This is a genomic window from Agaribacillus sp. DX54, from assembly GCF_056858335.1.
The window spans coordinates 334,325-359,930 of record NZ_JBXEQE010000001.1 but is presented as its reverse complement, the minus strand read 5'-3'; the positions used below and the strand labels follow the sequence as shown (position 1 = coordinate 359,930).

The 25,606-nt window shown below is 42.7% G+C and carries 22 protein-coding genes; 2 read left to right on the top strand and 20 right to left on the bottom strand.

The features are described from left to right. Window positions 1–9: 9 nt before the first annotated feature. From AC04NP_RS01450 to AC04NP_RS01355, 20 genes are all read right to left on the bottom strand, one after another. Window positions 10–1,188, bottom strand: a complete 1,179-nt coding sequence (locus AC04NP_RS01450; protein WP_482857518.1) for a glycosyltransferase family 2 protein — start codon at window positions 1,186–1,188, stop codon at window positions 10–12. 81 nt (window positions 1,189–1,269) lie between these two features. Next, window positions 1,270–1,443, bottom strand: coding sequence for a hypothetical protein (locus AC04NP_RS01445; RefSeq protein WP_482857517.1), 174 nt, complete (start codon window positions 1,441–1,443; stop codon window positions 1,270–1,272). Then, the gene (locus AC04NP_RS01440) at window positions 1,430–2,512 is read right to left on the bottom strand and encodes an acyltransferase family protein (RefSeq protein WP_482857516.1); all 1,083 of its coding nucleotides are present in this window, start codon (window positions 2,510–2,512) and stop codon (window positions 1,430–1,432) included. Before AC04NP_RS01440 ends, AC04NP_RS01445 begins: the two co-directional genes overlap by 14 nt. Then, window positions 2,502–3,707 (bottom strand): glycosyltransferase, encoded by a 1,206-nt coding sequence (locus tag AC04NP_RS01435; protein WP_482857515.1) that lies wholly within the window; start codon window positions 3,705–3,707, stop codon window positions 2,502–2,504. The genes AC04NP_RS01440 and AC04NP_RS01435 overlap by 11 nt, the downstream gene beginning before the upstream one ends. Continuing rightward, window positions 3,697–4,659 carry a hypothetical protein gene (locus AC04NP_RS01430; protein ID WP_482857514.1) on the bottom strand — a complete coding sequence of 321 codons (963 nt, stop codon included), beginning with the start codon at window positions 4,657–4,659 and terminating at the stop codon, window positions 3,697–3,699. The genes AC04NP_RS01435 and AC04NP_RS01430 overlap by 11 nt, the downstream gene beginning before the upstream one ends. 10 nt (window positions 4,660–4,669) lie before the next feature. Beyond that, entirely contained in the window at window positions 4,670–6,067 is a 1,398-nt protein-coding gene (locus tag AC04NP_RS01425; RefSeq protein ID WP_482857513.1) for an MBOAT family O-acyltransferase, read from the bottom strand. Between the two features lie 28 nt (window positions 6,068–6,095). Beyond that, window positions 6,096–8,273 (bottom strand): OmpA family protein, encoded by a 2,178-nt coding sequence (locus AC04NP_RS01420; RefSeq protein ID WP_482857512.1) that lies wholly within the window; start codon window positions 8,271–8,273, stop codon window positions 6,096–6,098. Window positions 8,274–8,281: 8 nt separating this feature from the next. Next, window positions 8,282–9,175: a PorP/SprF family type IX secretion system membrane protein gene (locus AC04NP_RS01415; protein WP_482857511.1), complete on the bottom strand. Its 894-nt coding sequence runs from the start codon at window positions 9,173–9,175 to the stop codon at window positions 8,282–8,284. Continuing rightward, on the bottom strand, window positions 9,172–11,376 hold the full coding sequence (locus AC04NP_RS01410; protein WP_482857510.1) for an Ig-like domain-containing protein: 2,205 nt from the start codon (window positions 11,374–11,376) through the stop codon (window positions 9,172–9,174). The genes AC04NP_RS01415 and AC04NP_RS01410 overlap by 4 nt, the downstream gene beginning before the upstream one ends. A 265-nt stretch (window positions 11,377–11,641) precedes the next feature. Then, entirely contained in the window at window positions 11,642–12,802 is a 1,161-nt protein-coding gene (locus tag AC04NP_RS01405) for a glycosyltransferase family 4 protein (RefSeq protein ID WP_482857509.1), read from the bottom strand. Next, entirely contained in the window at window positions 12,783–12,917 is a 135-nt protein-coding gene (locus AC04NP_RS01400; RefSeq protein ID WP_482857508.1) for a hypothetical protein, read from the bottom strand. The genes AC04NP_RS01405 and AC04NP_RS01400 overlap by 20 nt, the downstream gene beginning before the upstream one ends. A gap of 5 nt (window positions 12,918–12,922) precedes the next feature. After that, window positions 12,923–14,119: a glycosyltransferase family 2 protein gene (locus AC04NP_RS01395; protein ID WP_482857507.1), complete on the bottom strand. Its 1,197-nt coding sequence runs from the start codon at window positions 14,117–14,119 to the stop codon at window positions 12,923–12,925. Window positions 14,120–14,138: 19 nt separating this feature from the next. Further along, on the bottom strand, window positions 14,139–14,786 hold the full coding sequence (locus AC04NP_RS01390; RefSeq protein WP_482857506.1) for an acyltransferase: 648 nt from the start codon (window positions 14,784–14,786) through the stop codon (window positions 14,139–14,141). Between the two features lie 18 nt (window positions 14,787–14,804). After that, entirely contained in the window at window positions 14,805–15,770 is a 966-nt protein-coding gene (locus AC04NP_RS01385; RefSeq protein WP_482857505.1) for a glycosyltransferase family 2 protein, read from the bottom strand. Window positions 15,771–15,799: 29 nt separating this feature from the next. Continuing rightward, window positions 15,800–17,254 (bottom strand): O-antigen ligase family protein, encoded by a 1,455-nt coding sequence (locus AC04NP_RS01380; RefSeq protein ID WP_482857504.1) that lies wholly within the window; start codon window positions 17,252–17,254, stop codon window positions 15,800–15,802. A 4-nt stretch (window positions 17,255–17,258) separates the two neighbouring features. Next, the gene (locus tag AC04NP_RS01375) at window positions 17,259–18,587 is read right to left on the bottom strand and encodes a lipopolysaccharide biosynthesis protein (RefSeq protein WP_482857503.1); all 1,329 of its coding nucleotides are present in this window, start codon (window positions 18,585–18,587) and stop codon (window positions 17,259–17,261) included. A gap of 4 nt (window positions 18,588–18,591) precedes the next feature. After that, on the bottom strand, window positions 18,592–20,805 hold the full coding sequence (locus tag AC04NP_RS01370; RefSeq protein ID WP_482857502.1) for a GumC family protein: 2,214 nt from the start codon (window positions 20,803–20,805) through the stop codon (window positions 18,592–18,594). Next, a complete protein-coding gene (locus AC04NP_RS01365; RefSeq protein ID WP_482857501.1) occupies window positions 20,805–21,584 on the bottom strand; it encodes a TolC family protein in 780 nt (259 codons plus the stop codon). The genes AC04NP_RS01370 and AC04NP_RS01365 overlap by 1 nt, the downstream gene beginning before the upstream one ends. 4 nt (window positions 21,585–21,588) lie before the next feature. Beyond that, on the bottom strand, window positions 21,589–22,758 hold the full coding sequence (locus AC04NP_RS01360; protein ID WP_482857500.1) for a sugar transferase: 1,170 nt from the start codon (window positions 22,756–22,758) through the stop codon (window positions 21,589–21,591). Window positions 22,759–22,784: 26 nt separating this feature from the next. Continuing rightward, window positions 22,785–23,192: a response regulator gene (locus AC04NP_RS01355; protein ID WP_482857499.1), complete on the bottom strand. Its 408-nt coding sequence runs from the start codon at window positions 23,190–23,192 to the stop codon at window positions 22,785–22,787. A 685-nt stretch (window positions 23,193–23,877) separates the two neighbouring features. On the opposite strand from AC04NP_RS01355, the gene AC04NP_RS01350 reads away from it, so the two are divergent. Both AC04NP_RS01350 and AC04NP_RS01345 read left to right on the top strand, forming a co-directional pair. Continuing rightward, window positions 23,878–25,245, top strand: coding sequence for a UDP-glucose dehydrogenase family protein (locus AC04NP_RS01350; RefSeq protein ID WP_482857498.1), 1,368 nt, complete (start codon window positions 23,878–23,880; stop codon window positions 25,243–25,245). A 12-nt stretch (window positions 25,246–25,257) separates the two neighbouring features. Continuing rightward, window positions 25,258–25,482 carry a hypothetical protein gene (locus tag AC04NP_RS01345; RefSeq protein WP_482857497.1) on the top strand — a complete coding sequence of 75 codons (225 nt, stop codon included), beginning with the start codon at window positions 25,258–25,260 and terminating at the stop codon, window positions 25,480–25,482. Window positions 25,483–25,606 lie beyond the last annotated feature (124 nt).

Here is a 25,606-nt window from a genome sequence, read left to right as displayed (position 1 = left end):
AATAAATAATTACGCATCCGCCCGGTTGGCCCTTTCCCACAGAACACTCTGTCTGCCTTTCACATACCGGAAAAAACCTCTGAAGGCGGCAATATTCATCATGGAAAAATAGAAGGGTACAAAAACCAGTTTATTTCTCAATGACTTTTTTTCCAAAAACCAACCGATTACGGCAGCCGTGTAAAACACCGACTGGCCATAAAACAGGAAGGTGTAAATCCCTTGTTCATACTGCATCAGGATATAATTCAGGGGAATAATGAGTAATAAAAACAAAGGTACCAGCGTCCATCGCAACACCCGGTGCGATATATACTGGAAGCTCAGTAAACCATATTTGAAAGGGTTAAGCAAGGGCTTGAGCCTGACCATCGATTGTAGTCCACCAGCGCATATTCTTATTTTTCTTTTCATCTCATCCCCTATTGAAGCTGATGCGGATTCCGAAGCATAGGCTCCGGGTTCATAGACAATTTTATAACCACGGGCGGCAATGCGCATGGAAATCATGAAATCATCCAGTATCGTATCCTTCTCTACCGGTTCAAACAATGAGGTACGTATAGAAAACAACTCCCCTGCCGCCCCAATCGCAGAATTCAACCCGGCGTCCATTTTTTTGAGTGCCGATTCATATCTCCAGTAAATCCCTTCACCGGCACCGGAGGCCGTATCGAGTTCTTTTTTCAGAATCCGCTTTTCCCCGGCCACACACCCTACAGCCGGATCCCGATAGTGTTTCACCATCTCTTTCACCACTTTCTTATTCAGCATCGCATTAGCATCTGAAAAAATAACGACAGGTGAGATGACATAGCCCATCCCCCTGTTAATAGCCCCGATTTTTCCGGCGCGGAAAGGACGATGGTAGACTGAAATCCCGTCGTATTCTTTCAAAATGTCAGGCGTGCCATCATCTGAGCCGTCGGTTACAAAAACAATTCTTAACTTGTCTTTCGGATAATCTACGGCCAGGGTGTTTGCTACTTTTTCCCTGATGCATGCTGCCTCATTGTACGCAGTGACAAAGAGGGTTACTTTCGGTTCAAATTGTTCCTGTTCCTGATTTTTACCTTTTCTAAACAGGTTTTTAATTTTTAACAGCAGAAACAGCACCAGGCCATATCCCAGGTAAGCGTAGAATATGACAAAAAGCAATACCCAAAAGGTCCATTCCACATAATTCATAATTCGCTTTCTAACTTTCTTTGAACTTCATTTAATATTAATCTCCGATCCGGGTCAGTTCTCAAATACGGTAACAGGAGGTCATTGCGTACCGAGATAAATGGTAATCACACCGGCAATAAAGCAGTAGGCCGCAAAATAGGTCGGTTTACCTTTCTTCACGATCTCGATCACCCGTTTACAGGCCAAAAAGCCGGAAACAAATGCCGTCAGGCCTCGAATCAATCCCCAAATAATAGCTTCAAATATTGACATGATGACTTGATTCTGTGTTAACAATTTCCAGACCCTGTAAGGCATCTTTTCCGGCGACAGGTTTTTTGTCCAGTCGCCTGGTGTTTCCAAATATGTAAAGGTCTATGAAGTAAATTTTCGATAATATCCTGATTGCCGGTAACAAAATGACACAGGTACCTGTAAACAACAACACGGTCTGGACAAGGCTTTCTCCGATGAACCTGGCAACCATATTATGAAGGGTAACCAGAATGATATAATGATACAGATAAATGACCATGGAATAATTATTACTGAACTGCAGGATGCTGTTTTTAATTGTATAGCCGATCAGATAAGACAACACAAAGAAGATGATGGATACATTAAACAAAAGATAAAAAAATGTATAGTAATACGGCCTTACCGGGTCGCCCTTCATGTAATTGGACAAAATCAGCAAGGGGGTGATAACCAGTATGGTAACGATCAGTCTTTTAAAACTGAAATACCCCAGCAAATCCCTCCGGTAATTTTTAAGCAGATAACTTAAATAAAAGAAAAAGAAGTAGATAAAATTCCGCTTGTCGCCCAGGAATTTATAGATAAGGTTTTGTTGCATCAAGTGCTTGTCAATCCACTGAAACCAGGCAAACCACACGGTAGTAATTATCAAAGAGCTGATTAAAACCACTGTCGGATTAATCCGGTATTTTTCGATAAGCCAAAGACATATGATCATAACCAACAGGGCCGGAATAAACCACAGGTGGTAATAAGGATATATGACCCTTTCGACTAATTCGGGCATGCCGAATGACAGAATCCGGCTCCTGTAAACGATGCCATTGTAAAAAACAAAGGCTACCAACCAGGGTATAATCAATCTGTACAAATACTTTTTGATCAGTGCACCGAATGACAGTTTTCTTAGCCTCTCCTGCTTGATTAAAAAACCGGACACAGCCATGAACAGGGGCATATGATAGGTATACATCAGAAACCTCAGGTTGTTGTCACCAAGGGCGTGGGTAAGCACTACCTGCAGAATCAGGCACCCTTTCAGCGCATCAATCCCGGGAAAGTATGTTGATTTTTTAATGGCCATATTTCTGTTTTTCTGCGTGCTCGATGGCCCGGTAAATCTCTTTTACGCTGTTTTCCCAGGTATGGGAATTAGCAAATTTCTTCCTTGCCACACGTTTTCGAGGTGTATTTTCCTCCAGTGCCTTTTCAATCAATTCCACCCATTGTTCTTTTGTTTTTCCCAGGTATACATAATCCTCAAATACTTCCATAGCCTTGGTTTTTGTCGCTACCACGGGTTTTCCCATGGCCAGGTACTCATCAATTTTTCTTGGGTAATTGCCCATGGTAAGCATATTGACCACCTGGGGATTGATGCATACATCGAACTGCCAGACATAAGCCGGCAGTTGATCCGGCTCCCTGGCACCCGGGAAAAAAACATTGGGCAGTTGATGTAGCTTACTTTTCTGAAAAACCTCATCTTCAGGCCCCACCAGCACCAGGCACCAATCGGGCTTTGATGTTGCCACGTGATTAAGTAATTCAATATCCAGCCTCATAGCCGTCAGATAACCAATGTATCCGATCACCGGCCGGTTCATCAGGGACATGTCTGCCGGTATTTCCGCTATTTTTGTATCATCGAAATCAGCTACATCACAGCCCTGTCCCACATAATACGAGCGCTCATTAAATTTAGCAGCATGATCCCTCAGATAGGTTGAATTAGCGACTATGAGATCCGATTTTTTCATCAACTGCCCTTCTAACCTTTCGCCATGTCTTTTAAAATATGGCTGTATAATCAGATAATCCCTGGTATAATAAATATACTTTTCAGGACGCAAAAACTCCTTCAGATAAAATCCCCTGAACATCAGACTGTCATTAAAGAGAATGAACGTATCAAAACCCAGCTCATTTGCCGCCAGTTTTATTTGCCTGGCAAACTTTTGATTATTACTCCGGTTAAAAATTTTAAATATGCTGTGAAAAGGGATCCGGTTCACTGACTCAGCTACCATCCTGGGATAAAGGTTCCAAAGGTTACCAGCAATTTTTACCAGGTGCGGCTCTTTTCCGCGTAAAATCCTTAGCCGCTTTTGTACCTTTGGATCCTTCCTTTTCTTCAAGATAGTTATCCTGTCCAGCGGGGCATTTACATAGATCACACGATTGTGTCTGGCAAACTCCATAGCTATATTTTTAGCATTGCTGCCGATGTCGATGTCCCATGGTTGCTGCCCTACGATGATGATATTTTTACCTTTCACTATAGCTCGAATTCTTTGGTTGAACATGCTTCAAAAGGGCTTGTCTTAATTCGCCCAGTACAAAATCCCGACCCTTTTTACTCAAATGTCCGTGATCGATGTAGGTATCAAAATCGGCAGTAATTGCCTGATAACGTTCATGGTTCAGGTCCAGCAAGATATCTTCGCTGAAAAACAATTGCCTCATTCTGTCCTGATAGGCTTTATAGTTTTGGTGATTAATAGAAAGAATCTGATGAGGAACCGGACTGAAGTAAGCAATTATCTGGATTTGATGCTGCCTTAGATAAGTTATGGTTTCCCCTAATTCTTTTTCGGCCACAGGATCAATGCAGGTTGACTCTGCTGATTTCAGCCTGACTTTTTCCAATATTTTTTCCCTGGCGTCGCCCTTGGCCAGCTCCGGATTGAAATTATTAAATCCATAAGCATTTGTAGCATCCGGGGGAAATTTACCGGGCAATAGCTCATTATCCCGGATAACTTTAAACAAATAAGTTTTAATCAGATTAGTGGAGCCAAGGGCACCGTAAACTTCCTTGGGGTCTATTCTGGCGCTTTTTTTACCATGGTCTTTGGTCAGGTAAGGATCAAGGCAAATGATCACAAATCGCAGGTTGCCCCGTTCTACAATATTGTTCACCAGGTATCGCAATTCGGAAATGTTGGCACCCATGATGCTGGCATTGTATATTTTGTAATCCTTTATAGTTTCCGTATTCAGGTTGGCGGAAAGGGAAGGTCCGATAACAATACCTTCAAAATTTTCCGGGATGTAACGATGGGAAAGCAGGTATTTTGAGGTTCTTTCGTTGGTGTAAACCTTTAATTCAAGGTCTTTGCAGGGGTGGAACAACCCGTATACATCCTGAAAATAATTGAATGTAACAAAAGCGGCCATCAGTAAGAAGCTGATACCTGAAACCCTGAATAAGAACTTTTTTGCCTCCATCGATTTACAGTTAAAAATCAAAATATAAAAAGTCATTGGCCGTCGTTGAGTTAATAAACAACATGCCTAACGTGATCAAGCCGATGGCCGAAACCATTTGCTTTTTGCTAAAGGTAAATTCCTGTAACAACTGATGAGTGTTTTTGTAAAACAATAATGCAATACCACATAAAGCCATTGGGATAGCATAAACATCGTTGAGCACCGTAACATCGATGTTGAACGTTTTGCCAATGCCAAACATCGCATACAGTACATTTGTGGCATCTGTCCGGTTCGGCGCCCTGAAAAACACCCAGGCGATGTTGACAAAATTGAAAGTCACTATGAAGGCAACCATATCAGGTAGCTCCAACCCGGCCTTTTTCCAAAGACGGTGGATAATCAAAGCTGCACCATGTAAAAACCCCCAAAACACAAAAGTCCATCCTGCACCATGCCAGATACCACCGATGATAAATGTGATCATCAGGTTGCTTAAGGTTTTCAATTCACCACGGCGGTTTCCTCCCAACGGTATATATACGTAATCCCTAAGAAATCTGCTCAAGGTAATGTGCCAACGCCTCCAGAAATCCTGAATGCTCAAGGCTTTATAGGGGGAATTAAAATTGACCGGAATGTTAATATTAAACATCAAAGCCGCGCCGATGGCCATATCGGTATACCCGCTAAAGTCAAAATATAGCTGTCCGGCGTAAGACAATGAAGTAATCCAGCCATCCAGTATCGTCAGGTGGGCCGTGTTGCCGTAACCATAATTAGCAAAAATTGCAAAAGTATCTGCGATGATTACCTTTTTTCCAAGTCCCATAAAAAAGACATAAAGCCCTTTGGTGAAGTTTTCGTAGCTGAAACTTTTATTCTCTTTGGTATAAAACTGCGGCATCATTTCGCTGTGGTGCACGATAGGGCCGGCGATAAGCTGAGGAAAGAAGGCTACAAATAGCCCGTAATTAAAGAAATTGTAAGTGCCTGTAAGCCCCCGGTAGCTATCCACCAGATAGGCGATTTGCTGAAATGTAAAGAAGCTAATTGCTAACGGTAAAGTGATGTAAAGCAGGGATAACTGCGTGCCTGCGGCGAGGTTAAGGTTTTCAATGAGAAAATCCGTGTATTTAAAGAAAACCAGCAGTGAAAGGTTGCAGCTTATTCCCAGAATAAGTACCAGCTTCTTTTTACTGTTCCCTGAAGGGTTGCTCAGCACCTTGCCCATCAGGTAGTTAAATAGCATCGATCCAAGAATAACAGGCAGATACAGCGGGTTCCACCAACTGTAAAAAAAGAGTGACGTCAGAAACAGCCAGCCCCTGGCCAGGTCAGTGCGGTTAAAATGGTTGAGCCCAAAATAACCGGTCAGTACCAGGGGCAGGAAGCAAAAAAGAAATTCAGGTGAATTAAACAACATAGGTTTTCTGTTTCAGCATATTTGATTGCTAACTTTTCTTTCCGGGCAGCTTACCGATCACTTTAAACTCGGTTCTTCTGTTGATCTGATGATCTGCTTCATCACAATCTACAAAGCCACCACAATAATTCCGTAGTGCGCTTTCGCCATAACCTTTTGCGATGAGCCTTTCAGGGCTTACACCCCGTGAAACCAGATAATTTACCACTGACTCGGCGCGCTTTTGTGAAAGTTCCAGGTTATAAGCCGCCTCTCCCCTTGAATCTGTGTGGGAGCTCAGTTCGATTTTGAGTTCAGGATTATCGATGAGCAGTTGAAATATTTTGTCCAGCTCGGGCAGCGCGTCCTCGCGAATATACCATTTATCGTAATCATAGTAAATGTTTTCTATTTTAATCGGTTTTTCCAGCACTATTTCCTGCATGGGAAATTCAAATTCAAAGGTTTTCGGATCTTTTAACCCATGAGTCGAAAATCTCCTGGTGAGTGTAAAGTAGTTCTCTTTTTCTGCCTTCAGCAGGTAATCGCTGTTGGGTTGTAAGCTTAATTCGACCTCGCCATCAGGGTCTGCTGCCAATGAGTCGATGTCACCGGATGTTTTATTTAACAGGGTAACCTTTACACTTTCATTGATCGGCATGTGATTGTTTTTTTTGATAGTCCTCGCATTGACGATAAAATCCGCTCTTTCCATAACCAGTTCAACCGTAATGGTTTGGCCGGGTTTGATGTTGTGAGTAGAAAGGCTGTCCTTTTTGGTGAGATATTGTAGCTTCTTAAGAACCAGCCGGTACATTTTCTCAGGCTCAATGCTGAACCCGAAATATCCCTCCCGGTCGGTAAGCAAATAGTTATGCTCGATATGTTCTTCCAGCACTTTTATCCGGACATTGGGCAGTCTCTCCCTTGTATGCTTATCTACTACTATGCCTTCTATCGTGATACTTTTTTTCAAAAGTTCGACCTGATAGATATCGTCATGCCCTTTGCCCCCGGGGCGGTCAGAGGTAAAATATCCCGAGGATTTGTTTTGATCCAATATCAATCCAAAATCATCGCCATTGGAATTGAGCGGAGCCCCCAGGTTTTTGACCCACAAAACCTCGTTGTTTACACCAAAATGGGCTTCAAACATATCCAACCCTCCTAAGCCACCAAGCCCATCCGAGGCAAAATACAAAGTCTTGTCCCGATGAATAAAAGGGAACATCTCATTTCCTGCCGTATTGATCTTTTCCCCCAGATTCACCGGCTCTGACCAGTTGCCATTTTCCAGTTTATCCGAAAAATACAAATCCGTGCCCCCGACGCCACCAGGCATATCGGATACAAAATATAACCGCTTCCCACCAGGGGTAATGGTGGGGTGCCCCACCGAATAATCATCACGGCAAAATGGAAGTTTTTTAATCTTCTTCCATTTTCCTCCTTCATTTTGCGCCTGGTAAATCTTCAGTTTTACTATGCCGTCAATACTCTCAGAGGCTTTTCCGTTTGAATAACTGTTCCGGGTAAAAAACAAGTATTTTTCATTTTGATAAAAAGTACTTGACCCCTCATGCACATTGGTATTTAAATTTTTGCTGAAGTTGACAATTTCATTATTGTCAAATTCCCAATAGTACAGATCCAAAAACGGGGTCTGATCCCACAAATGCAGATTTTCGCTCCAGGATGACTGCTTTCGGCCAGAAACAAATATAATTCCGTTACGATAATAAACAGGGCTGAAATCGGCCTGACCGGAGTTGATCGAGAGGTTTTTTATTTTGAACTGCCCCGCATCATGATAAAAGCTTTTGAGGTTATTTAGGGACTTAAGATAGTTTAAAGCCCTCCTATCGTCCGGTTTTTCCTGTTTGTAAACCTCAAACCAGTAAATGGCCTCATCATACTTTTTATTTTTAGTCAATGCAACAGCAAGGTTAAACTTGTCTTCCGATATTAACGGCTTACTTTCCTGCGCTTTTTTATACCAAAATTCTATTTCTGCCGGCTGATTTAACTTTACGTAGCTATGAGCAAGTTTCAAATGAATCAAAAAGTCATCCTGTGTCGCCAATGCTTCCTCATAAGCCTTGGCGGCATCTTTATAAGCAAGCCTGGAGAAATGATAATCACCTTTGGCTACCATGGATTTTTGAGCCAAAACCATGAGTGTAAAGCCCTGCAAAAATAAAATCAATGTATATTTTTTATATAGCATTTTACTTTCTAAAAGTACCTTGGACTAAGTATCATTGACTTATTGAAAGAAAATCTGTATTTAAGCATTATCTCGTGCGTACCTTTGGCATAAGCGTTTAAATCGGTGAGTGCGAGGTCAAAAGCATACCCAATACCCAGTTGCCGGGTGATGTTGAGACCGGTCAGGGCATACACGCCGTCAAAAGATCTCAAAGATACGCCTAACCAAAACTTATCTTTCCAGAAAACAGTAGCATTCAGGTCGATCTCCAGGGGAGCCCCGTCCACATATTTAATAAGTACCGAAGGTTTCAGCTTTACAAAGGGTTGCACCTCCAAAACATAACCGGCGTGCAAAAACCAATGGCGGCTAAACAGATCCGATCTTGTGAGGTGTGGCATTGACAGCCCAAGAAAAAAACGCTCCGTGTGGTAAAACATCCCTGCCCCGAAGCTCACCTCCCGGGTGTTTTCTTTTCCGGTAAATACCGGGTCATTGCTTGTCTGCAAATGCAGATCAGGAAAATCAAAGTTGATAAAATTCAACCGGGCCATCAAACCGAGAGATAGTATCCCTTTGCGTAAAGGAACTTTATAGGCATAACTGCCGTTGGCCATGGTTTGAGAGGTAACACCGATGTTGTCCCGGATCAAATTAAAACCAAGGCCTGATTTTCCATCTTTCAACAAGGTATGCAGGCTTAAGGTTTGGGTCTCAGGGGACCCACTTATACCGGTCCACTGATTTCTGTATACCAAGGCAATGTCTGTCACCTTATGCACCCCGGCATAGGCTGGATTGATGACCAATCCATTCAGCATATATTGTGAAAACATGGGCTCGGACTGCGCCAAAACCTTTGGTGCAGTTATTGCCATGTATGCCAAACAGGCTATCAATATGGAAATTCTTAATGTCATTCTCTGCTTAAAACTATGTATCCGGTATATTTTTCATTTAACTCCTTCACCTGAAGTAGGTAAAAGTAGGTGCCATTGGGTGCCGATTTTTCACTTTTGATCAACAATCCGGCGTTTACTTCACCGCTCCAAACCACGCTTTGGTTGTTATATCCCGATGCTTTATAAACCAGGTTACCCCAGCGATTAAATATTTGTAATTCATTGTCAGGGAAACAATCGATACCCTCGATGACCCATTGATCATTTACCCCATCACCATTGGGTGAGATACCGGTGTATATGTTAATCCGACACCTCGATGAGGGCAATACCTCAATACTTATCATCGCCTGATCGCACAGTGGGGGTGTTCCGCTATCGCAAACCTGATATTGAATCGAATCTTTTCCGACAAAAGCATCCATAGGAACATAAACCCATTTGCCCTCTTCATCATTGATCAGGTTACCAGTATATGGACCTGACAAAACCGTAAGTGAAGCCGGATCCAGGTTTTCGTCGGGATCCTCATCATTGGCAAGGTTATCAATGATGAGTAATGCCGAATTTTCAACAATATATTGGTCATCGACAGCCACCGGTGGCAAATTTGCCACCCCAACCGTAAAAAAGATCATGGCTTGGCCACAGCGTACCGGTAAGCCCTCATCACAAATTCTGTAAGTGAGGCTATCCGGCCCCGAGTAGCCTTCCCGGGGCGTAAAAGTGATGATACCATTGACAATATCCAGCTCGATAGTTCCGTGCCGGGGATCTACAATGATTTCAAAACTTCCCGGATCCAGGTTATTATCAGGATCGGTATCATTGTTGAGGTAATTAACGGTGACCGGTGAGCCTGCAGGAATGGTATCAGCATAATCCGCCAGAACTGACGGCGCAAGATTGGTGGAATTTATCCAGTAAGCTTCCGTACTTTTATTGCTAAACCACCATGTATTCACCGTTCTGGCGTTGCCAATCGAGTTGCAACAACCAGATAGCGGCACCCAACTGTGGCAGGGGGTCTCACAACCTTCTATGTTCAACGTGCCGTTTGCAAGATTCGAGTCATCATAATGCAGCTCTTCCACCTGAAATGCGGGTTTCAATGTCGTGGCCCTGAAACCGTTGGGATTCGACTCTACATCAAATATGGGAATATGGGTGGGTGAAGTGCCATAATCAATATTTACCACTATATCATCGATTTCGGAAACATCGTTTCCAAAATTGTCAAGTCCGTTCCAGATGACCTGGTTAGCGCCCGCGGTGGCCGGCAGAAACAGGGTTACATCTTCTGTGTCGGCCTGGTATTCCGGCACCCCGTTTAATTCTATGAATATTTCTACAAAACCGCTTTTATTCACCTCAAAATCAATACAAAAACCACCCGGACATTTTTCAATGGTAGGCTGGCCGGTAAAAAGTGCCTCTGATTTTGCATAGGGAAAAACAGTAGAATCGGGCATGTTGAGAAACAGAAGGTATTCCGGAATCCCAGCCTTGCTATTGGCTGATTTTCTATCAGTGATTACATCCCCTGTATTAAACGGGCCTGTAGAGTTGGCGAAGATTTCAAAGGTAAACGGCTTCATACCGTTGGGCTCAAATACGGATAAAGTACTATCTGACGGTGAATAAATGTAGTATTTTCCCACAAAGGGATTATCAAAACTGTCTGTATTACCTGCCCATTTTTGAGACCACAACCTACCTGTTCGCACCTGGCCGGCTGACTGGTCATAAACAGTGATATCGAATAGATCAATAATAAACTCATTACCCGTATGTGTATTGGGGTTACCGGCATTGAATTCGAACAGGTAGTCTCCTGCCATCAGGGGTTCGTAAAGCCAGGCGTCATATCCGCCGCCGTTAATTTGATCGGGGCCAATAATTGCCTGGCTATGACTGCCAATATGCCCTGTTCCACTGCCGGGTATCAAGGTTGCGCCTACTACAATGTTACCGTTCGGGTCTTTGATCCTTACATATACATTACTTCCTAAAGAAATATCAAATCCATAATAGATAACTTCCCTGGAAGGATCTTTAATCTTTACTCTCAATTGTTCGGACGGCAGTGCTGCATAGGTGGCAAACCTGATGGCAAGGTCAGGTTGTAAAGCGTCGCCAATGCGTATGTTGCCAAAGTTGGTAATCGCGGGGCGATATTCTTTGGTCCCCTCGGCCACTACCATGTTAATCACACACATCAGTAAGCAACTAAATTTTAATATTTTTCCATTCCAGTCAGGCATCTTTTCAAACCCATATTACCCTATCGATTCAGCGTACAAAATTTTTTATCCCCAGAGGAATTAATGGTCTCCGTAAACCTTTTTGGCAGGAGCATCATTTCGGTAAAAATAGGCCGTTTCGAACGCGCTTTCAATAGAGGGATTTCCAAAAACCCAAATTAGGAAAAAGTCCTAATGCCACGGATTTGGTAATTAATTGTAAGCATTTTTCTGATATCTATTAGCTTTCAACCTGTGAAATCTGACTGGCAGATGAATATAATCGCCATATCTGCCGTGCCATTGTCAGGTTTGAAAACTGTCCTGCCCTTTCAAAACCGAGTGTAACCAGCCTTTGGTACAATTGGCCGACAGAAAGGACATCTTCCATAGCATCACCCAGGGCCCTGGGTTGAGACGGATCAATTAAAATGGCCGCATCCCCGGCTATTTCAGGAATAGAGGATAGGTTGGATGAAACAACAGGAGTACCGCAAGTCATGGATTCCAGTACCGGCAGCCCGAAACTCTCTGCCAGTGAAGGGTATAAAAACAGTTTTGCAGCATGAAAAAGACTTACCAGGTCTTTATGGCTGATGTATCCTACCAAATGTATTCTATTCCGGCAATGGAGGGCATTTAACGACCTGAGCACTTTAAGGAGGTCTTTTTCACCAAGGTCGGCGATGACCAGTTTGTATTCATGCCCGATGTTGGGCGAGGTGTGGTTCAGGAAAGCATCCAGCGTGCCAGGCAGGTTCTTTTTGGGGGCCGTATTGCCGAAGAAGAGAACAAATTTTTCAGGCAAATCGTATTTTCTTTTTACCTGCGATAACACTTCACCGGAGGGAAAACTTTTAAACCTTTCGCTGATACCGTTATACACCTTTATTACCTTTCGCGCTTCCAAATTAAAATGCCGGCGTATTTCAGCCCTGGCATATTCCGATACAGTGATGATAAACCTGCACCTGGGAACCAACCTGGGTACAATAAATCTCCTGTAACGATTGCCCAACTTTTGATAGAGATTTCCTCCGTTTCTTATATTATCCTCGCTGTTTAGAAATATAATATCATGTAATGTTAATAAAACCGGAATATTAATAAACAGGGGGCCGGTATTGCTGGTACAATGCAGCAGGTCCAGCCGGTGTCTTTTCGCCAAAACGGGCAATATGACCTGCTCCCAAACCGGATACGGGGCAAAGCGTGTTTTAATGATCGTAAAATTCTCTTGCTGTACAAGACAGCCTTCATCAGCACCCTGCTTGGTGAATATAAAATATTGATTTACTTTATCAATTTTTTGTAAACCTTTTATTAATTCAAGCACGACGATATCCATGCCATGCTTTTTTCTTCTGAACAACCGCTGCGCTTCAATGCCGATCCTCATCATTCAGTTTTTGTTGCTTCACTAAACGCCCTTCCTCCGCTTCCAAAGACTTTAAGCCTAACAAAAAACCATAAACAAGACAGGCCATGGCCGGTATAGCTATAATTCCCCAGGGCATAGTGGTTATGGTTTTAGGTGATCGGAAGAAGTGTGCGGCGTATGAATAAATTTCTTGTCAGCCCCCCTGATACTAAATAAGGCCTTTAACATATAAAAAAAGGCTTTGGGAATATTGATCAGGGCCTTTATTAAATCCTTGTTATAAAACTTCCGCGGCAAGGCTAAAAACAAGGAAACGATGTTGATACCCAGCAGGCTGGACCAGTAGGCAAACCCAGGCCAAACCTTTAAAAAATAGGCCCCCGCACTCAGTATCACCAATGCACCCAGCATTAATATGCGTGGGGGGATAACTGTTTGAAAAGCCTTGTCGAAGAAGTCAATATTTCCTTTTATCAGCAGATCGCGTATCCCTTTGACCATATAATTCCGGAAATAATAAAGCTGAGAGGCGATCCACCTCGTTCTTTGTTTTGAAAATACCTGCGCACTTTGCACCTTTTCATCATAGACATACGCATCTTCAAGATATTCGATTTTCACTTTGTCTTTTAAAATCTTCAGCTCGATTTCCTTATCTTCCCCGGCCACATCATGGATACCGGCCATGATTTTCTTAAAATAACTGAGTTCAAAAGCCATTGCCGAACCAATTAGTCCGCTGGACATACCCAACACCCGATGTGCTTTTCTGAAAAAATGGTTGTTGATCTCCTCGTTGGCCGCATCGAGGATGGCAAACGGGGTATTCTTATTTTTGGCGGTACGATGTCCCTGGATGACCTTATAGCCACGCTGAAAGGCCTGGTTGACACATGCCAAAAAGTCAGGGGCCATAACATTGTCGGCATCCAAAATAACTACCAGCTCGAAATCGCTTGAATTGAGTGTATTCAGGGCAAAATTTATGGATTTTGCTTTGGTGGAATTTTTAAATTTAACAGGAATAACTGTAACAGCCAGTTGGCTCAGTTTATCCAGGGTGTTCTGCGCAAAGGAATCCGCAATGATAAAAACCTCATAGTTTTTTTGGGAATAATCCTGATTAAGCGCCTCCCTGGCTACCTCGACAATCACCTCATCCTCTTTATAACCAGGGATCAATACCGCCATTCCGGATTTTAACGGACTATTTTTAATTTGAGGCCGGTAAGTAAAGTTCCCTGCGACCGCCAGCAAAGCAATATAACCGACACTCACCACAAAATAGCCGTAAAAGATCATACATAATACTTTATACATCAATGCTATTATTTCCATAACTTAAATATTTAAAGTGTTAGTCAGATGATAAGGGTTGTTTGTCAAGCTTTTTAATCACTTTCGCAGGCACACCCGCCACCACCGTATAGGGCGGTACATCTTTAGTAACAAGGGCACCGGCAGCTACTACCGCCCCCTCCCCGATCGTCACACCTTTAAGAACGGTTGACCTCAAAGCAAGCCATACATTGTCTTTAATGATTATCGGTAACCTGGCACCTTCGGCAAAGTGATTATTTACGTCGTGATAATCGCTGTCCATAATTACTGTATAAGGAGCCATTCTCACATTTTGGCCAATAATGACTTTATTGCTGACTGAAATGTGCACACCGTTGATCCTCGAGTTGCTGCCTACTTCCAGCGAGGCACCTTTGTCGACAAATATTTTTGCGCGGTTAATGTCAGACCAAACCCTCACTTCATCATCCAGGTGGATGGCTCCCTTATTCCTGATCAATGGTTTACCATTCACTGATACAAGCCTGCCTACCCGGTTACATCGGGCAAGGTATATCCTGGCCAACAAAAGGCGCCAGAGCCCGAGGGTGAACTGTCGTATGAACAACCCCAGGATCTTTATTGAAGATAGCCCGTGATGCTCCGACTTTAAGGACTGGTATTTGTCCCTCACTCTGTGTTTAATAATCGCGGTCAGGGCCATAATTTGAAATGTTTTAAATTAAAAACCAACTGATTCATGTTTGTAGGTATTAATGACGGTACCGGTACCGTCAGGTCTGTTCGATATCCGGGGATTCCGGCGCACATCCCGATGACGTAAATTCCAGCTTACCCCCTTCACATAGGAGGAAAGCAGCTTAAACTCAAGCTTTATCAGATGCGTTACAATTTTTTTGGGGAAAGCAATTATAAAAAAATACAGGAGACTCATGATAAAGTCGATACCTCGCGAATTTCTTCTCATAAACATCAGCCTGTTTCTTCCCATGAAATAAGATTTCAGGGGTGAATGCTTTCCCACCGACATTGACTCCTTATGATAAATGGTAGCTTCGGCCACATACATGACTTTGTAGCCTGCCCGTTTGACCATTTCACACCAGTCGTGTTCTTCATAATACAAAAAGAATATATCGGGCATCAGGCCTACCTCATGGATCACCTTCATGGGAATCATCAAAGCGGCCCCATGAGCCAGATCAGTTATCCCGGATTGATCATGCTGGCCAATATCTATTTCCCCGTGCCCAATTTTTCTTCCCCTTCCCGTAACCCTATCAATGGCAACTGCCCCGGCATATTGAATGATATTGCCGGTATTATGGTAAATGATTTTAGGTGAAACCATTCCTATGTCCGGGTTATTTTCAAGTGCCTTGACCATGGGTTCCAAAAAACCCGGCTCCACCTCAGTGTCATTATTCAGAAAAAGGATATACTTTCCCCTTGCCAACTCCATCCCGAGGTTGTTACCTCCCGCAAATCCCAGGTTCGATGGAGAAACGATCAGGTTTACATCGGGGTGTTGTTCTGAAATCAAATAGGGATCATCGTTGGGAGAGGCGTTATCGACAATAATCACCTCGATATTTTTATAAGAACATTTTTTCAAAGATGCAATCATCAAACAGGTAAGTTCAGATTGATCGTAGTTGACGGATATAACAGATATCAACGGTTCCATAATTGTATTTTTATGCTTTATTTAAGTTTTTACTCTTTCTTCGGTTTTGATATACTATCCTGTGCTTCCCACCTAACCGCCATAAATGTAAATACCCAGCTCATATAAACAATCGCAGAGCTTGGCATCTGATTTTGCACTTCATTGCCATAGCTGGCCAGTAAAATTCCGGCCGAACCCGCAGTCAGGGCCATGAGTTTCTGTTTGAGCCCGGGGTCCCTGAGGTTCCAGATAATTCCACAGGATTTGCCCAGGATATAAAGCTGAGTGCCAAGCCACACCAGGAATCCTATTATGCCATATTCGGCCCAGACTTTTACAAACAAGCTATCAGGAGGGATTTGGGAAATGAATCTATGTTCATTGTATTTAACTCCCCAGTTACCAATAGTTCCCACCCCGGTTCCAAAAGGTCTTGTGCTGAGGTAATCGCTCAATATTCGTTGATTTTTAAGCCTTTCCTGAAAAGACAGGTCGTTGGGGTCAAGAGCGGTTCTCATACGCACTATTTCGGTATTGCCACTCCCGATACTGGTATATTTGAGAAAGACAAACGCTCCTATTCCCAAAATGCCACCCACTACCAGAATTTTAATATTTTTTGTTAAAAACAAATACACAGCTACTGCCACAAACAAAACAAATAATGCTCCGCGCGTACCGGAAATGAGCATACCGTAGATGATAATCAAACCCATCAGCCCATATAACAATTTCCTTTTCATACTGAAAGGGCCAAACGCCAGAAATAATGCCATGATGCCCACATGTGCCTGGGAGGCGCCAAACTGCCCGGCATCGCTGTAAAAGGAAAAAACCCTTAGTTTGCCAAACAATACATGGGTTTTTGCTGCGCCATTATCAAGCCAGCGTTGTTCCATGGCATCAACTCCAAAGAGGTATTGCCGTATTCCCCAGAGTGCCCCAAACAAGGATAGGCCTAATATTATCCATAAAAACAAGTCCAGATCTTTCTTCCTGTTTAAAAGCATGAAGGTTAAAGGCGTTACCAAAGTCCAGTATAGGGTAGCTGATCTCATTCCATAAAACCATCCGACCGGGCTGCCCCCATAAGGATTACCCAATTCCAGGATATTAATGACAAACCATATGAGCGACAGGATGGTCAGGTCATTTTTGGCGGGAGACCAGTCGGTTTTCCTGAATCCCCCAAAAAATACTGCCAGCAATGATAAAACCAGAAGTCCATCCATCCCCAAACCATAAGGAATGCCAGGGACATACCTGGATATACCTGTGACGAAAAAACAGTAAATGATAAAAGATAAAACCCCAACTCTCGGATTCAGAAAAATCGATACAACGAATCCTGCCAAGGGTGGTAAAACGATCAGCATGACTGGCAATGTCATGCCTTTTTTGACCGTAAGGAATCCCAGAACTACGCCCATGCCGGTCAGCAAGATGAAAATTACCTTGCTACGCAATTGATCCGGTCCGGTGATTCTGGTAAAACTTTCCATACAATCAAGGTTTATCGGGTAATGGGTTTCGGTGGCACCTAAGCAGGCGGACCAACCCTTTCCAGCTCTCGTACAATAACTCGTTTAACCGGACAGGTACATGTCTTTTCAAAAAGTAATAGCCCACAATAACACCAACCAGCACATTTAAAACCGTAACCAGCGCCACGGCCCAGATTTCTCCGATCACAAAAATGGCCACCATATCGCCAACGACATTGGCTGTTGCCATCCGGATTACTTTTTTCAGGTTGTAATGTGGTTTGTTGATCGCATCCAGGGTTACTCCCGTAAACCGGTCCAGGGACAGCAACAAACCATAAACACAAAAGATTCTAAACACGATGGCAGTATCCACATATTCAATGCCTCCGACCAACGTCACCAATTCCTCCGCAAAAACAAAGGCTGCCAGCATAAAGGGGACAAAAAGGATCGAAAGGATCCCCGCATACCGGTAAAAGAGGGACTTCACCTGCTGTCTGTCATTCTTGTTGCCGGCTGTTGAGATTTTAGGAAGCGCATTGGCAACAAGGCTTCTCAGCGGGATTTCAAGCATTTCCGTCAAACGCAAGGGAACACTGTAAAGCGCCACATAAGCCGGGCCGAGAAAGAAGCTTATGAGAAGTGTATCTGCGCTCTTTAAGAGGTTAGTACCTATCAAAGTGCCTAAACTATATTTTCCAAACCCAAAGAGCGCTTTGCAGGTGTGAGTTTGATAATAGCGCAAATACCCGATTCCACTCTTTCCTGTGATTATTAACAAAACACCCAGCATCAGATGCAGAAGAACATGATATTGTACCAGATTTTCAATGGAGTAATTCATCCATAGATTACCTGCCACCACCAATAAAAATACCGTAGCAAACCCAAGTCTTATTTGCAAAATACGGTTAAAATTTTCCCTGGCCTGGTAAATCCAGTTCGTATAATTGACAGGCAGGTTAAACAAGGCAAGCAGGGGATAATATTTAAAGAACAAATAAAGACCCCAAGACTCGATTTTCTGAGGAATAAGAAAAAATGCCAGATAAAGAATAGCTATTACAGCAGTGTTTAGTAATAAACTGATCAGCCAGCTCGATCCGATAATGACTTTTTGCTCTTCTCCTGATTTTCCCGCGAGAAATTTTACAAGTGCGGCATGTACAATACCTGCTTTGAGCATTTCGACAAAAGAAAAACCGGTTAAATACAATACCCACGAACCAAAATCCTGTTTGTGATAGCCCCTGGCCAGGAGCATAAAGGATAACAGGCCAAACAGCGCCGTAAAGCCGTTGGTGCTTAATGATAGAAAGTGATTGTCCCTGATAATTCTCTTTAACATGACCTTAAAAATGCTTTCTGGATCTGAATTCGAATTTCACCCATCTCTTTATAGTCTTCCTGAGCCAGCTCCGTTTTTTAGGAATTTCCCCGATAATTGATTCCAGCGTTTCAATTTTCACACCGTTGATTATCACCCGTGGTTTATGAGAAACAATCTGACGGTAAGTGTTCAAACTGGTTTCATCGGCACGGTTCCACTTCCGGTTGGACCGCACGATCAGGTAAGATAAATGCACCTTTTCAATCAGGGCAATAGGATATTGGTAATGTAACAGGGGTGGCATTTCAGTAAAAACAAAATCAAAATCGGCCGTCTTGAAATCAGAATGTCTGAAAAGTCGATCTACCTTTTTAAATTCATAAAAATCCTTATCGATCGGATAGGTTATATGATGGACAGCGTCATTAGCCGGAATACTGTCATCACCAGCGGGTGAAACCCTGGCCACCTTATAGCCCAGTGACCTCAGCATCCTGGTGATCATTTGCATCAGCAAAGTTTTTCCCTCACCTCTGCGATTGCTAAAAAACACCACAAAACAAGGCCCTTCGGCTAAATCGAGTGATCGGGCACCCAGCTTGATTTCCTGCACGATTTGCTCAACGAGCCGGTGGTTGATATAATTCATGTCAACACCAGCCCCACCTGAACCCAGTTTGGGAAAAGCCCCCGCCAGGGATAAATCCGTTTGCTCCTCAGCCCTGGAAGGATACTTCAACGTACTATCCAAAAACTCCATGGCCACCACGATGCCAAGTGTGAAGACAAAACCACCAAACCCGCTAACGATCACCATAATCATTCTGGCCGAAGCCTTGGTTTTGGTTGGATAAAAAGGTGAATCGATAATTTTGAGATCCGAAGATAGCTCAACATTCTGTTGTTTCAGCTTACTTTGATTCAAACTGCGGAGCAATGAAAGGTACTCCTGCTCCGAAACCTCAATTTCCCTTTCTATTTTTTTGATTTCCGCCCCCAGGGGTGCCATAGTTTTGTATATTTTTTCAAAGTCTTTCTGGCGATTCTCCAATACTTTTAGCTTGGCCTGGCTTTCGTCAATAACTATAGCGCTGTTAATCCACCGCTCCAGCAAACCCTGTATTGGCAGGCCATTGGTGGAATTAGTCGAACCATACAAATCGCTAACCAGTTGCTGTAATTCACGCTTTATAGAAGAAGCCCTGTTTTTAAGTTGCCTGATTTCACCGACGTCCTTGTAGGAAGTTGCTATGGAATCAGGGTTCTTAATTTCTTTCATAGCGATATTGGAGGAAATACCTGCCAGTTCGTTTCGTTTTTGCATCACAGCCTGGCTATTGAGTATCATTTTTTCCCTTGCATTCAGTTTTTTGTTGATACTGTTCATACTTGCCTGGGCCGCTGCCAGCGTTATTTTTTCGTCATTATAATCTTTATCCAGTTTTTCCTTTTCCGAAGAAATAAAACGGGTTTGTTCATAATAGTTGATAATGCTGTTTTTGGTTCTGAAATCCAGCAAGGCATCTTCGGCTTTTGCCAACCTCTTAAAAGCCTTGTTAAGCCGGTCTTCAAAATAATTGACCACTGTACTGGTTTGATCCTCTCTGATGCTTTTATATTTGCTGATGAATACTTCTGTAAGGATTTCCAGCGTGTTTTTGCAAATACTTTGATCCTCAGAGGTATATTCGGCAGATATCAGGTCACTATTCCCTTCCCGCCTGATTTTCGCTGTGGAGATAGCAGCAATGGAATAATATTTATGATCGGAATTTAAAAGGTTGAAAAGGTCATTGGTATCACTGCTTTCCTTGAATTCAATAATATTGTTCACAGTATTCTCGTAAGAATTCGGGTCCTTCAACCGCTCTTTCAACTGTGGGGCAAAAAGTGTTTGAAACTCTACAAATGACTTTGGCGCAATATACCTGATATCCGGTTGTTCCAGCATCAGGTGACGGGCAATCAATTTGATGGCCACCATTTCCTGTGTTTCCCGGGCCTTGGTAATATTTAAAAGATTATCAAATGCCATGGCGGTATTAAAAAAATCCGCCTTATTATTCCCTTCAATCGTATACCCCGAGGCAAAGCCAGTATAAATGGTAGTGCCGGAGGTATAGGTTTTAGTTTCATTTCGCGTGAGCATAAACACGGTCGTACTCAAAACCACAGGCACCACAAGAAGGATCCTTAAGTTATGGATAATAAGCCGTATAAAATCTAATAATTTCACTAATTCACATTCATGATCAGGTCCTCAACACGCATACCTGACAATTGACTTAATTTGAAAAGGCTCATCCGGAGTTCTACCCTGGCTGATTCGAAGTTGATAATGGATTTGGAATGGGAATCAACCACATCAGTAACCTGGACAATGGTAATTTCACCTGACTGGAATTGCTTTCTGGCCATCTGCAGGTTTAAACTGGCAGACACTTTGTCAGAGGCATACAAGTCCATAAGCTTTTTCTTAAGAAGGCAATCATGGTATGCGGCAACTACCAATTCATTGATGGCCAGCAGCAAAACTTCCCGGTTATGTTTAAACTTTTCTATTTCAAGGGTAGTACGGTTGAGCACATTTTTTCTGTTTAATATATCATAGAGGCTCACCCTTATGCTTAACCCAAGTGAATAATTAGCACTTTCGGTGACGCTCAGGGAATTGTTTAGCTCACTTGAAGAACTTTCAGAACTGCTGAAACGGGCATTCGTGCCATAAGCATAGCTACCGTTAAAGCTCAAAGCCTTTAAAATGACCCGTTTTGCATCTTGCAAAGCCAGTTCCTGTGACTGCAGATCCAATTCGGCATTTTTAAGAGAGGGAGAGTGAAAGTGTGCAGAATCTATTACTTTTGCTAAAGGCATTAGCACGAAATCACCAGCTAATAATTGATCGGCTTGAACAAAGTCGTTGGAGTCATTAAGAGTTATCTGGGCTGGCGCCATCGCCGTGAAAAAGAGACCCAAAATGAGCAGGCTGCAAAAAGCAATTCTCCCCTCTTTCACCGGCCTAAACATTTTCTTTTTGAAACAAAGCCGGTACTGTCCTGATAATCAGCGCCAGATCCTTACCGAAGGAATTATTTCTGGCGTATTGGTTATCAAGGCTTTTCCTTTCCTCATCCGACATATCCGTTTTGCCTCTTTTTGAAATCTGCCACAAACCTGTAATACCTGCCGGTGCGTTGAATCGCTCTGTCCAGGCATCGGAAGTAAGTTGTTCTGCCTCATACAACGGTAAAGGACGATTACCTACAATAGACATATCACCCTTGATGACATTCACCAACTGGGGCAGTTCGTCGATGCTTGTTTTGCGAATAAACTGTCCGATCTTAGTTATCCGGGGATCATCTTTGATTTTTAAAAAGGCACTGCTGCCCTGTCTTTTCTTTCTGAGGATATGCAAACTTTCACAAAGTTCCTTTCCGTCGATGTATAACAACGGTGAGCACGGTATCCCTAACCGCTCACATTCCGGACAATGATCAGATATAACTATCTCAGTTTCCTGATTTTGTGTATACTGATTGAGATGTGATAAATCCTTTAATCTGGCATCGGCATCTACATACATGGATCTGAGTTTATAAAAATCAAATATCTTGTAGCCGGTACCTACCCTTTTTGAAATATAGTAAACCGGGCCTTTGGATTCTAATTTGATTAAAATAGCCACTATAATCAAAATAGGTGAGACAAGCAAAAGTACACTGGATGCCACTGCTATATCAAAAATCCGCTTAATCATTGGAATTTTGTAAATATTTACTTTTTGATTTTCAGTGAAATTATGATAGTCATTTCTAAAGGTGACCAGGAAACCCAACCTTGACAGAAAGCTGTCAAATTCAATTGACTTGATCACAACATCATCTATGCCCTCACCAAAAGCCCTTTCATTAATTTTCCGATGATTGGCACCGGTCAGGAGTATAAAGGAGACCGTGTCAAACTGGCTCTCATTTCTCAGGGCCTGGTGAAACTGGAAAGCCGAAACCCCGGGGATATCATATTCCGCAAGTATTACTTCCGGTTTTTCTTTGGCATTGTACAGATACTCCGTCGCTTTTAAGCCATTTTCTTCACAGTGAATTTCAATGGAATCAGGGATGTTTGAACGCAGGTATTCTGCAAACCTGCTATCCCCACCCACATATAAAATCTTTTTAACTTCCATACCTACTGATTTTACAAGAAGTGCTGTCAGTTATTTTCAGAATAAAAATCTGACATTCTGTTGATGATGTTTTCCACCCTGACCGACAGTTCCTCCGGATTAAATGGCTTACTCATGTAATCATCGGCCCCTAACTTCAGACATTTAATTTTCTCTTTACTGTTTTCCAATCCTGACAGCATAATGATCGGTACTCTTTTAAAATAGCCGCTGCTTCTTACATTTTTAATAAATTCGTAGCCATCCAGTTCAGGCATGACAATATCAACAATGATAAAATCCGGAACGTTTCCTTTCTGCATCCATTTCAATGCCTCCAAACCATTTTCCTTAACCGTTACCTCAAACTTCTGACTAAAAAAATTTTCCAGTAACATTCTCATTCCCAGATCATCATCGGCAATCAGCATTTTCCTCAAATTTGTCTCCTTCATTTCTTCGGCACTAATAATAGATTATGAATTCATTGGTTTTGAAGCAGGGAGGTGTCTTACAGTTTAAGCAACTATCAAAATTATAAGAACGGCAACCGGTATTCAATAGAGGAAATGCTTAATTCCATAATTAGGAATTTATTCATCCAGCGCTGAAATGATGGTAGTGTCAGGAGGACCGGTGCTTACCATGGGAGTCATAGTATGACTCACTGCAGGATTTTGTTCGGAACAGCGGGGGCGTGATAGTCATACTATGACTAGATACGGGATTTCCTACATGGTAGCCTTATCATAGGAGTCATAGTATGACTCACTACAGGATTTTGTTCAGAACAGCGGGGGCGTGATAGTCATGCTATGACTAGATACGGGATTTCCTACATGGTAGCCTTATCATAGGAGTCATAGTATGACTCACTACAGGATTTTTTCAGAACAGCGGGGGCGTGATAGTCATGCTATGACTAGATATGGGACTTCAGGTGGTTAAAGGAATCACGTAAATGTCCATTTAGGTCTTTACTCTATTGAAATACAGGCAATCAACCGGTTAAATTTGTATGCAATATTTACTCCGGAGATTAATTTTTTAATTCAAGACTTAACATAAAGTAATGATCGCTATCAAAATGGCCCTGTCTTGTACGCTACAGGCGGGCATTCTAAAAATTAAAGCACATATATGAGAATCATAGTAATAGGTACCGGCTATGTAGGGTTGGTCACAGGAACCTGCTTTGCTGAAGTGGGCATTGAAACCACTTGTATCGATGTCGATGCAAAGAAGGTCGAAAATCTTAAAAAAGGTATCATACCCATTTTCGAGCCAGGTTTGGAATTCATGGTAAAAAGAAATCAGGAAAAGGGAAGACTACATTTTGAAACTGATATCTGTAAGGTAATAGAGGGCGCCGGTGTAATTTTTATTGCGGTAGGAACGCCTTCGGATGGGGATGGAAGCGCAGATTTGCAGCATGTAAAGGCCGTTGCGGAAGAAATAGGCCAGGCTATGCACCATTATCATATCGTTGTCACCAAAAGCACGGTTCCGGTGGGCACGGCAAAGATCGTGAGGCAAACCATTCAGGACCAACTTGACATCAGGGGTGAGTCTATCGAGTTCGATGTGGCATCTAATCCGGAGTTTCTTAAAGAAGGGGCGGCTATGGAAGACTTTCTGAAACCCGACCGCATCGTAGTAGGCATTGAGTCAGAACGGGCAAAAAAGATCATGAAAAATTTATACAAACCGTTTACGCTCAATGGTCATCCCATTTTGTTTATGGACATTCCATCGGCAGAAATGACCAAATATGCAGCCAATGCCATGTTGGCGACCAAGATCAGTTTCATGAATGACATTGCCAACTTATGCGAATTACTGGGTGCAAACGTCAACAAGGTGAGAAAAGGAATCGGCAGTGACTCAAGGATCGGTAATAAATTTATTTATCCGGGTATCGGCTATGGCGGTTCATGTTTTCCGAAAGATGTCAGGGCACTGATAAAAACGGCCAACGAAAACAACTATCAAATGCGGGTTTTGGAAGCGGTAGAAGCTGTAAACACTTCCCAAAAACTGGTGCTTTATAACAAGGTGGAAGATTATTTCGGCTATGAAGAACTAAAAAACAAAAAAGCTGCTTTCTGGGGATTGTCATTCAAGCCGCAAACCGATGACATGCGTGAAGCACCTTCTTTGATTCTCATTGACAAGTTGTTAGCGGCAGGTTGTAAAATCCAGGTGTACGACCCGGTTGCCCAAGAGGAAGCAAAAAAAATATTGAGCAGTAAAGTGGAATATTGTGAAAATCAATATGATGCCCTTATTGCTGCCGATTTTCTGCTGGTGATCACAGAATGGTCAGAATTCAGGTTTCCGGATTACAAAGCAATACCTGAACTCATGAACGGCAAAGCCGTTTTTGATGGACGGAATGTGTTGGATCCCATCAAAATGAAAAGCGTGGGCCTCGATTACCATTGCATTGGGATCAGGACGATCCATTCCAGTGATGATCTGAGACGTAACGAAGCGATTAAATTATAAATATAAACTCAAATGCTAATAGGAAATAACCTGTCAGGGGGACTGAAGTGCGGTTGGGTTGCGGAGCGTGCGTGCGAAAGAGATGAGGCTGCAAAGGTTTGTAGCGCTGACAGGTTTACCCTTTTAGAGATCAAAAATTTAATTAAGGGGAAGATTAGCGGTTCCGAATGGAAACTGGCCGAAAAGTATCAAAAAGATGAAAGCCTATGGTTATTCATAACTACTACAAAGAAATAACAAAATACGTGGCGTGTGGAAATACACCATTGGCGCAAGCGTCTCGTGACTGTTGCACAATGTTTTGACAAAATTCTTTGTGTCTTAGTGCCTTTGTAGTTAACCATTATTCACCATGGAGGTG

Bases quoted from the DNA above. Each gene is read 5' to 3' on its own strand.
- AC04NP_RS01450 (WP_482857518.1), bottom strand. From the start codon at position 1,188: ATGAATTATGTGGAATGGACCTTTTGGGTATTGCTTTTTGTCATATTC.
- AC04NP_RS01445 (WP_482857517.1), bottom strand. From the start codon at position 1,443: ATGTCAATATTTGAAGCTATTATTTGGGGATTGATTCGAGGCCTGACG.
- AC04NP_RS01440 (WP_482857516.1), bottom strand. From the start codon at position 2,512: ATGGCCATTAAAAAATCAACATACTTTCCCGGGATTGATGCGCTGAAA.
- AC04NP_RS01430 (WP_482857514.1), bottom strand. From the start codon at position 4,659: ATGGAGGCAAAAAAGTTCTTATTCAGGGTTTCAGGTATCAGCTTCTTA.
- AC04NP_RS01425 (WP_482857513.1), bottom strand. From the start codon at position 6,067: ATGTTGTTTAATTCACCTGAATTTCTTTTTTGCTTCCTGCCCCTGGTA.
- AC04NP_RS01420 (WP_482857512.1), bottom strand. From the start codon at position 8,273: ATGCTATATAAAAAATATACATTGATTTTATTTTTGCAGGGCTTTACA.
- AC04NP_RS01415 (WP_482857511.1), bottom strand. From the start codon at position 9,175: ATGACATTAAGAATTTCCATATTGATAGCCTGTTTGGCATACATGGCA.
- AC04NP_RS01410 (WP_482857510.1), bottom strand. From the start codon at position 11,376: ATGTGTGTGATTAACATGGTAGTGGCCGAGGGGACCAAAGAATATCGC.
- AC04NP_RS01405 (WP_482857509.1), bottom strand. From the start codon at position 12,802: ATGATGAGGATCGGCATTGAAGCGCAGCGGTTGTTCAGAAGAAAAAAG.
- AC04NP_RS01400 (WP_482857508.1), bottom strand. From the start codon at position 12,917: ATGCCCTGGGGAATTATAGCTATACCGGCCATGGCCTGTCTTGTTTAT.
- AC04NP_RS01395 (WP_482857507.1), bottom strand. From the start codon at position 14,119: ATGGAAATAATAGCATTGATGTATAAAGTATTATGTATGATCTTTTAC.
- AC04NP_RS01390 (WP_482857506.1), bottom strand. From the start codon at position 14,786: ATGGCCCTGACCGCGATTATTAAACACAGAGTGAGGGACAAATACCAG.
- AC04NP_RS01385 (WP_482857505.1), bottom strand. From the start codon at position 15,770: ATGGAACCGTTGATATCTGTTATATCCGTCAACTACGATCAATCTGAA.
- AC04NP_RS01380 (WP_482857504.1), bottom strand. From the start codon at position 17,254: ATGGAAAGTTTTACCAGAATCACCGGACCGGATCAATTGCGTAGCAAG.
- AC04NP_RS01375 (WP_482857503.1), bottom strand. From the start codon at position 18,587: ATGTTAAAGAGAATTATCAGGGACAATCACTTTCTATCATTAAGCACC.
- AC04NP_RS01360 (WP_482857500.1), bottom strand. From the start codon at position 22,758: ATGGAAGTTAAAAAGATTTTATATGTGGGTGGGGATAGCAGGTTTGCA.
- AC04NP_RS01355 (WP_482857499.1), bottom strand. From the start codon at position 23,192: ATGAAGGAGACAAATTTGAGGAAAATGCTGATTGCCGATGATGATCTG.
- AC04NP_RS01350 (WP_482857498.1), top strand. From the start codon at position 23,878: ATGAGAATCATAGTAATAGGTACCGGCTATGTAGGGTTGGTCACAGGA.
- AC04NP_RS01345 (WP_482857497.1), top strand. From the start codon at position 25,258: ATGCTAATAGGAAATAACCTGTCAGGGGGACTGAAGTGCGGTTGGGTT.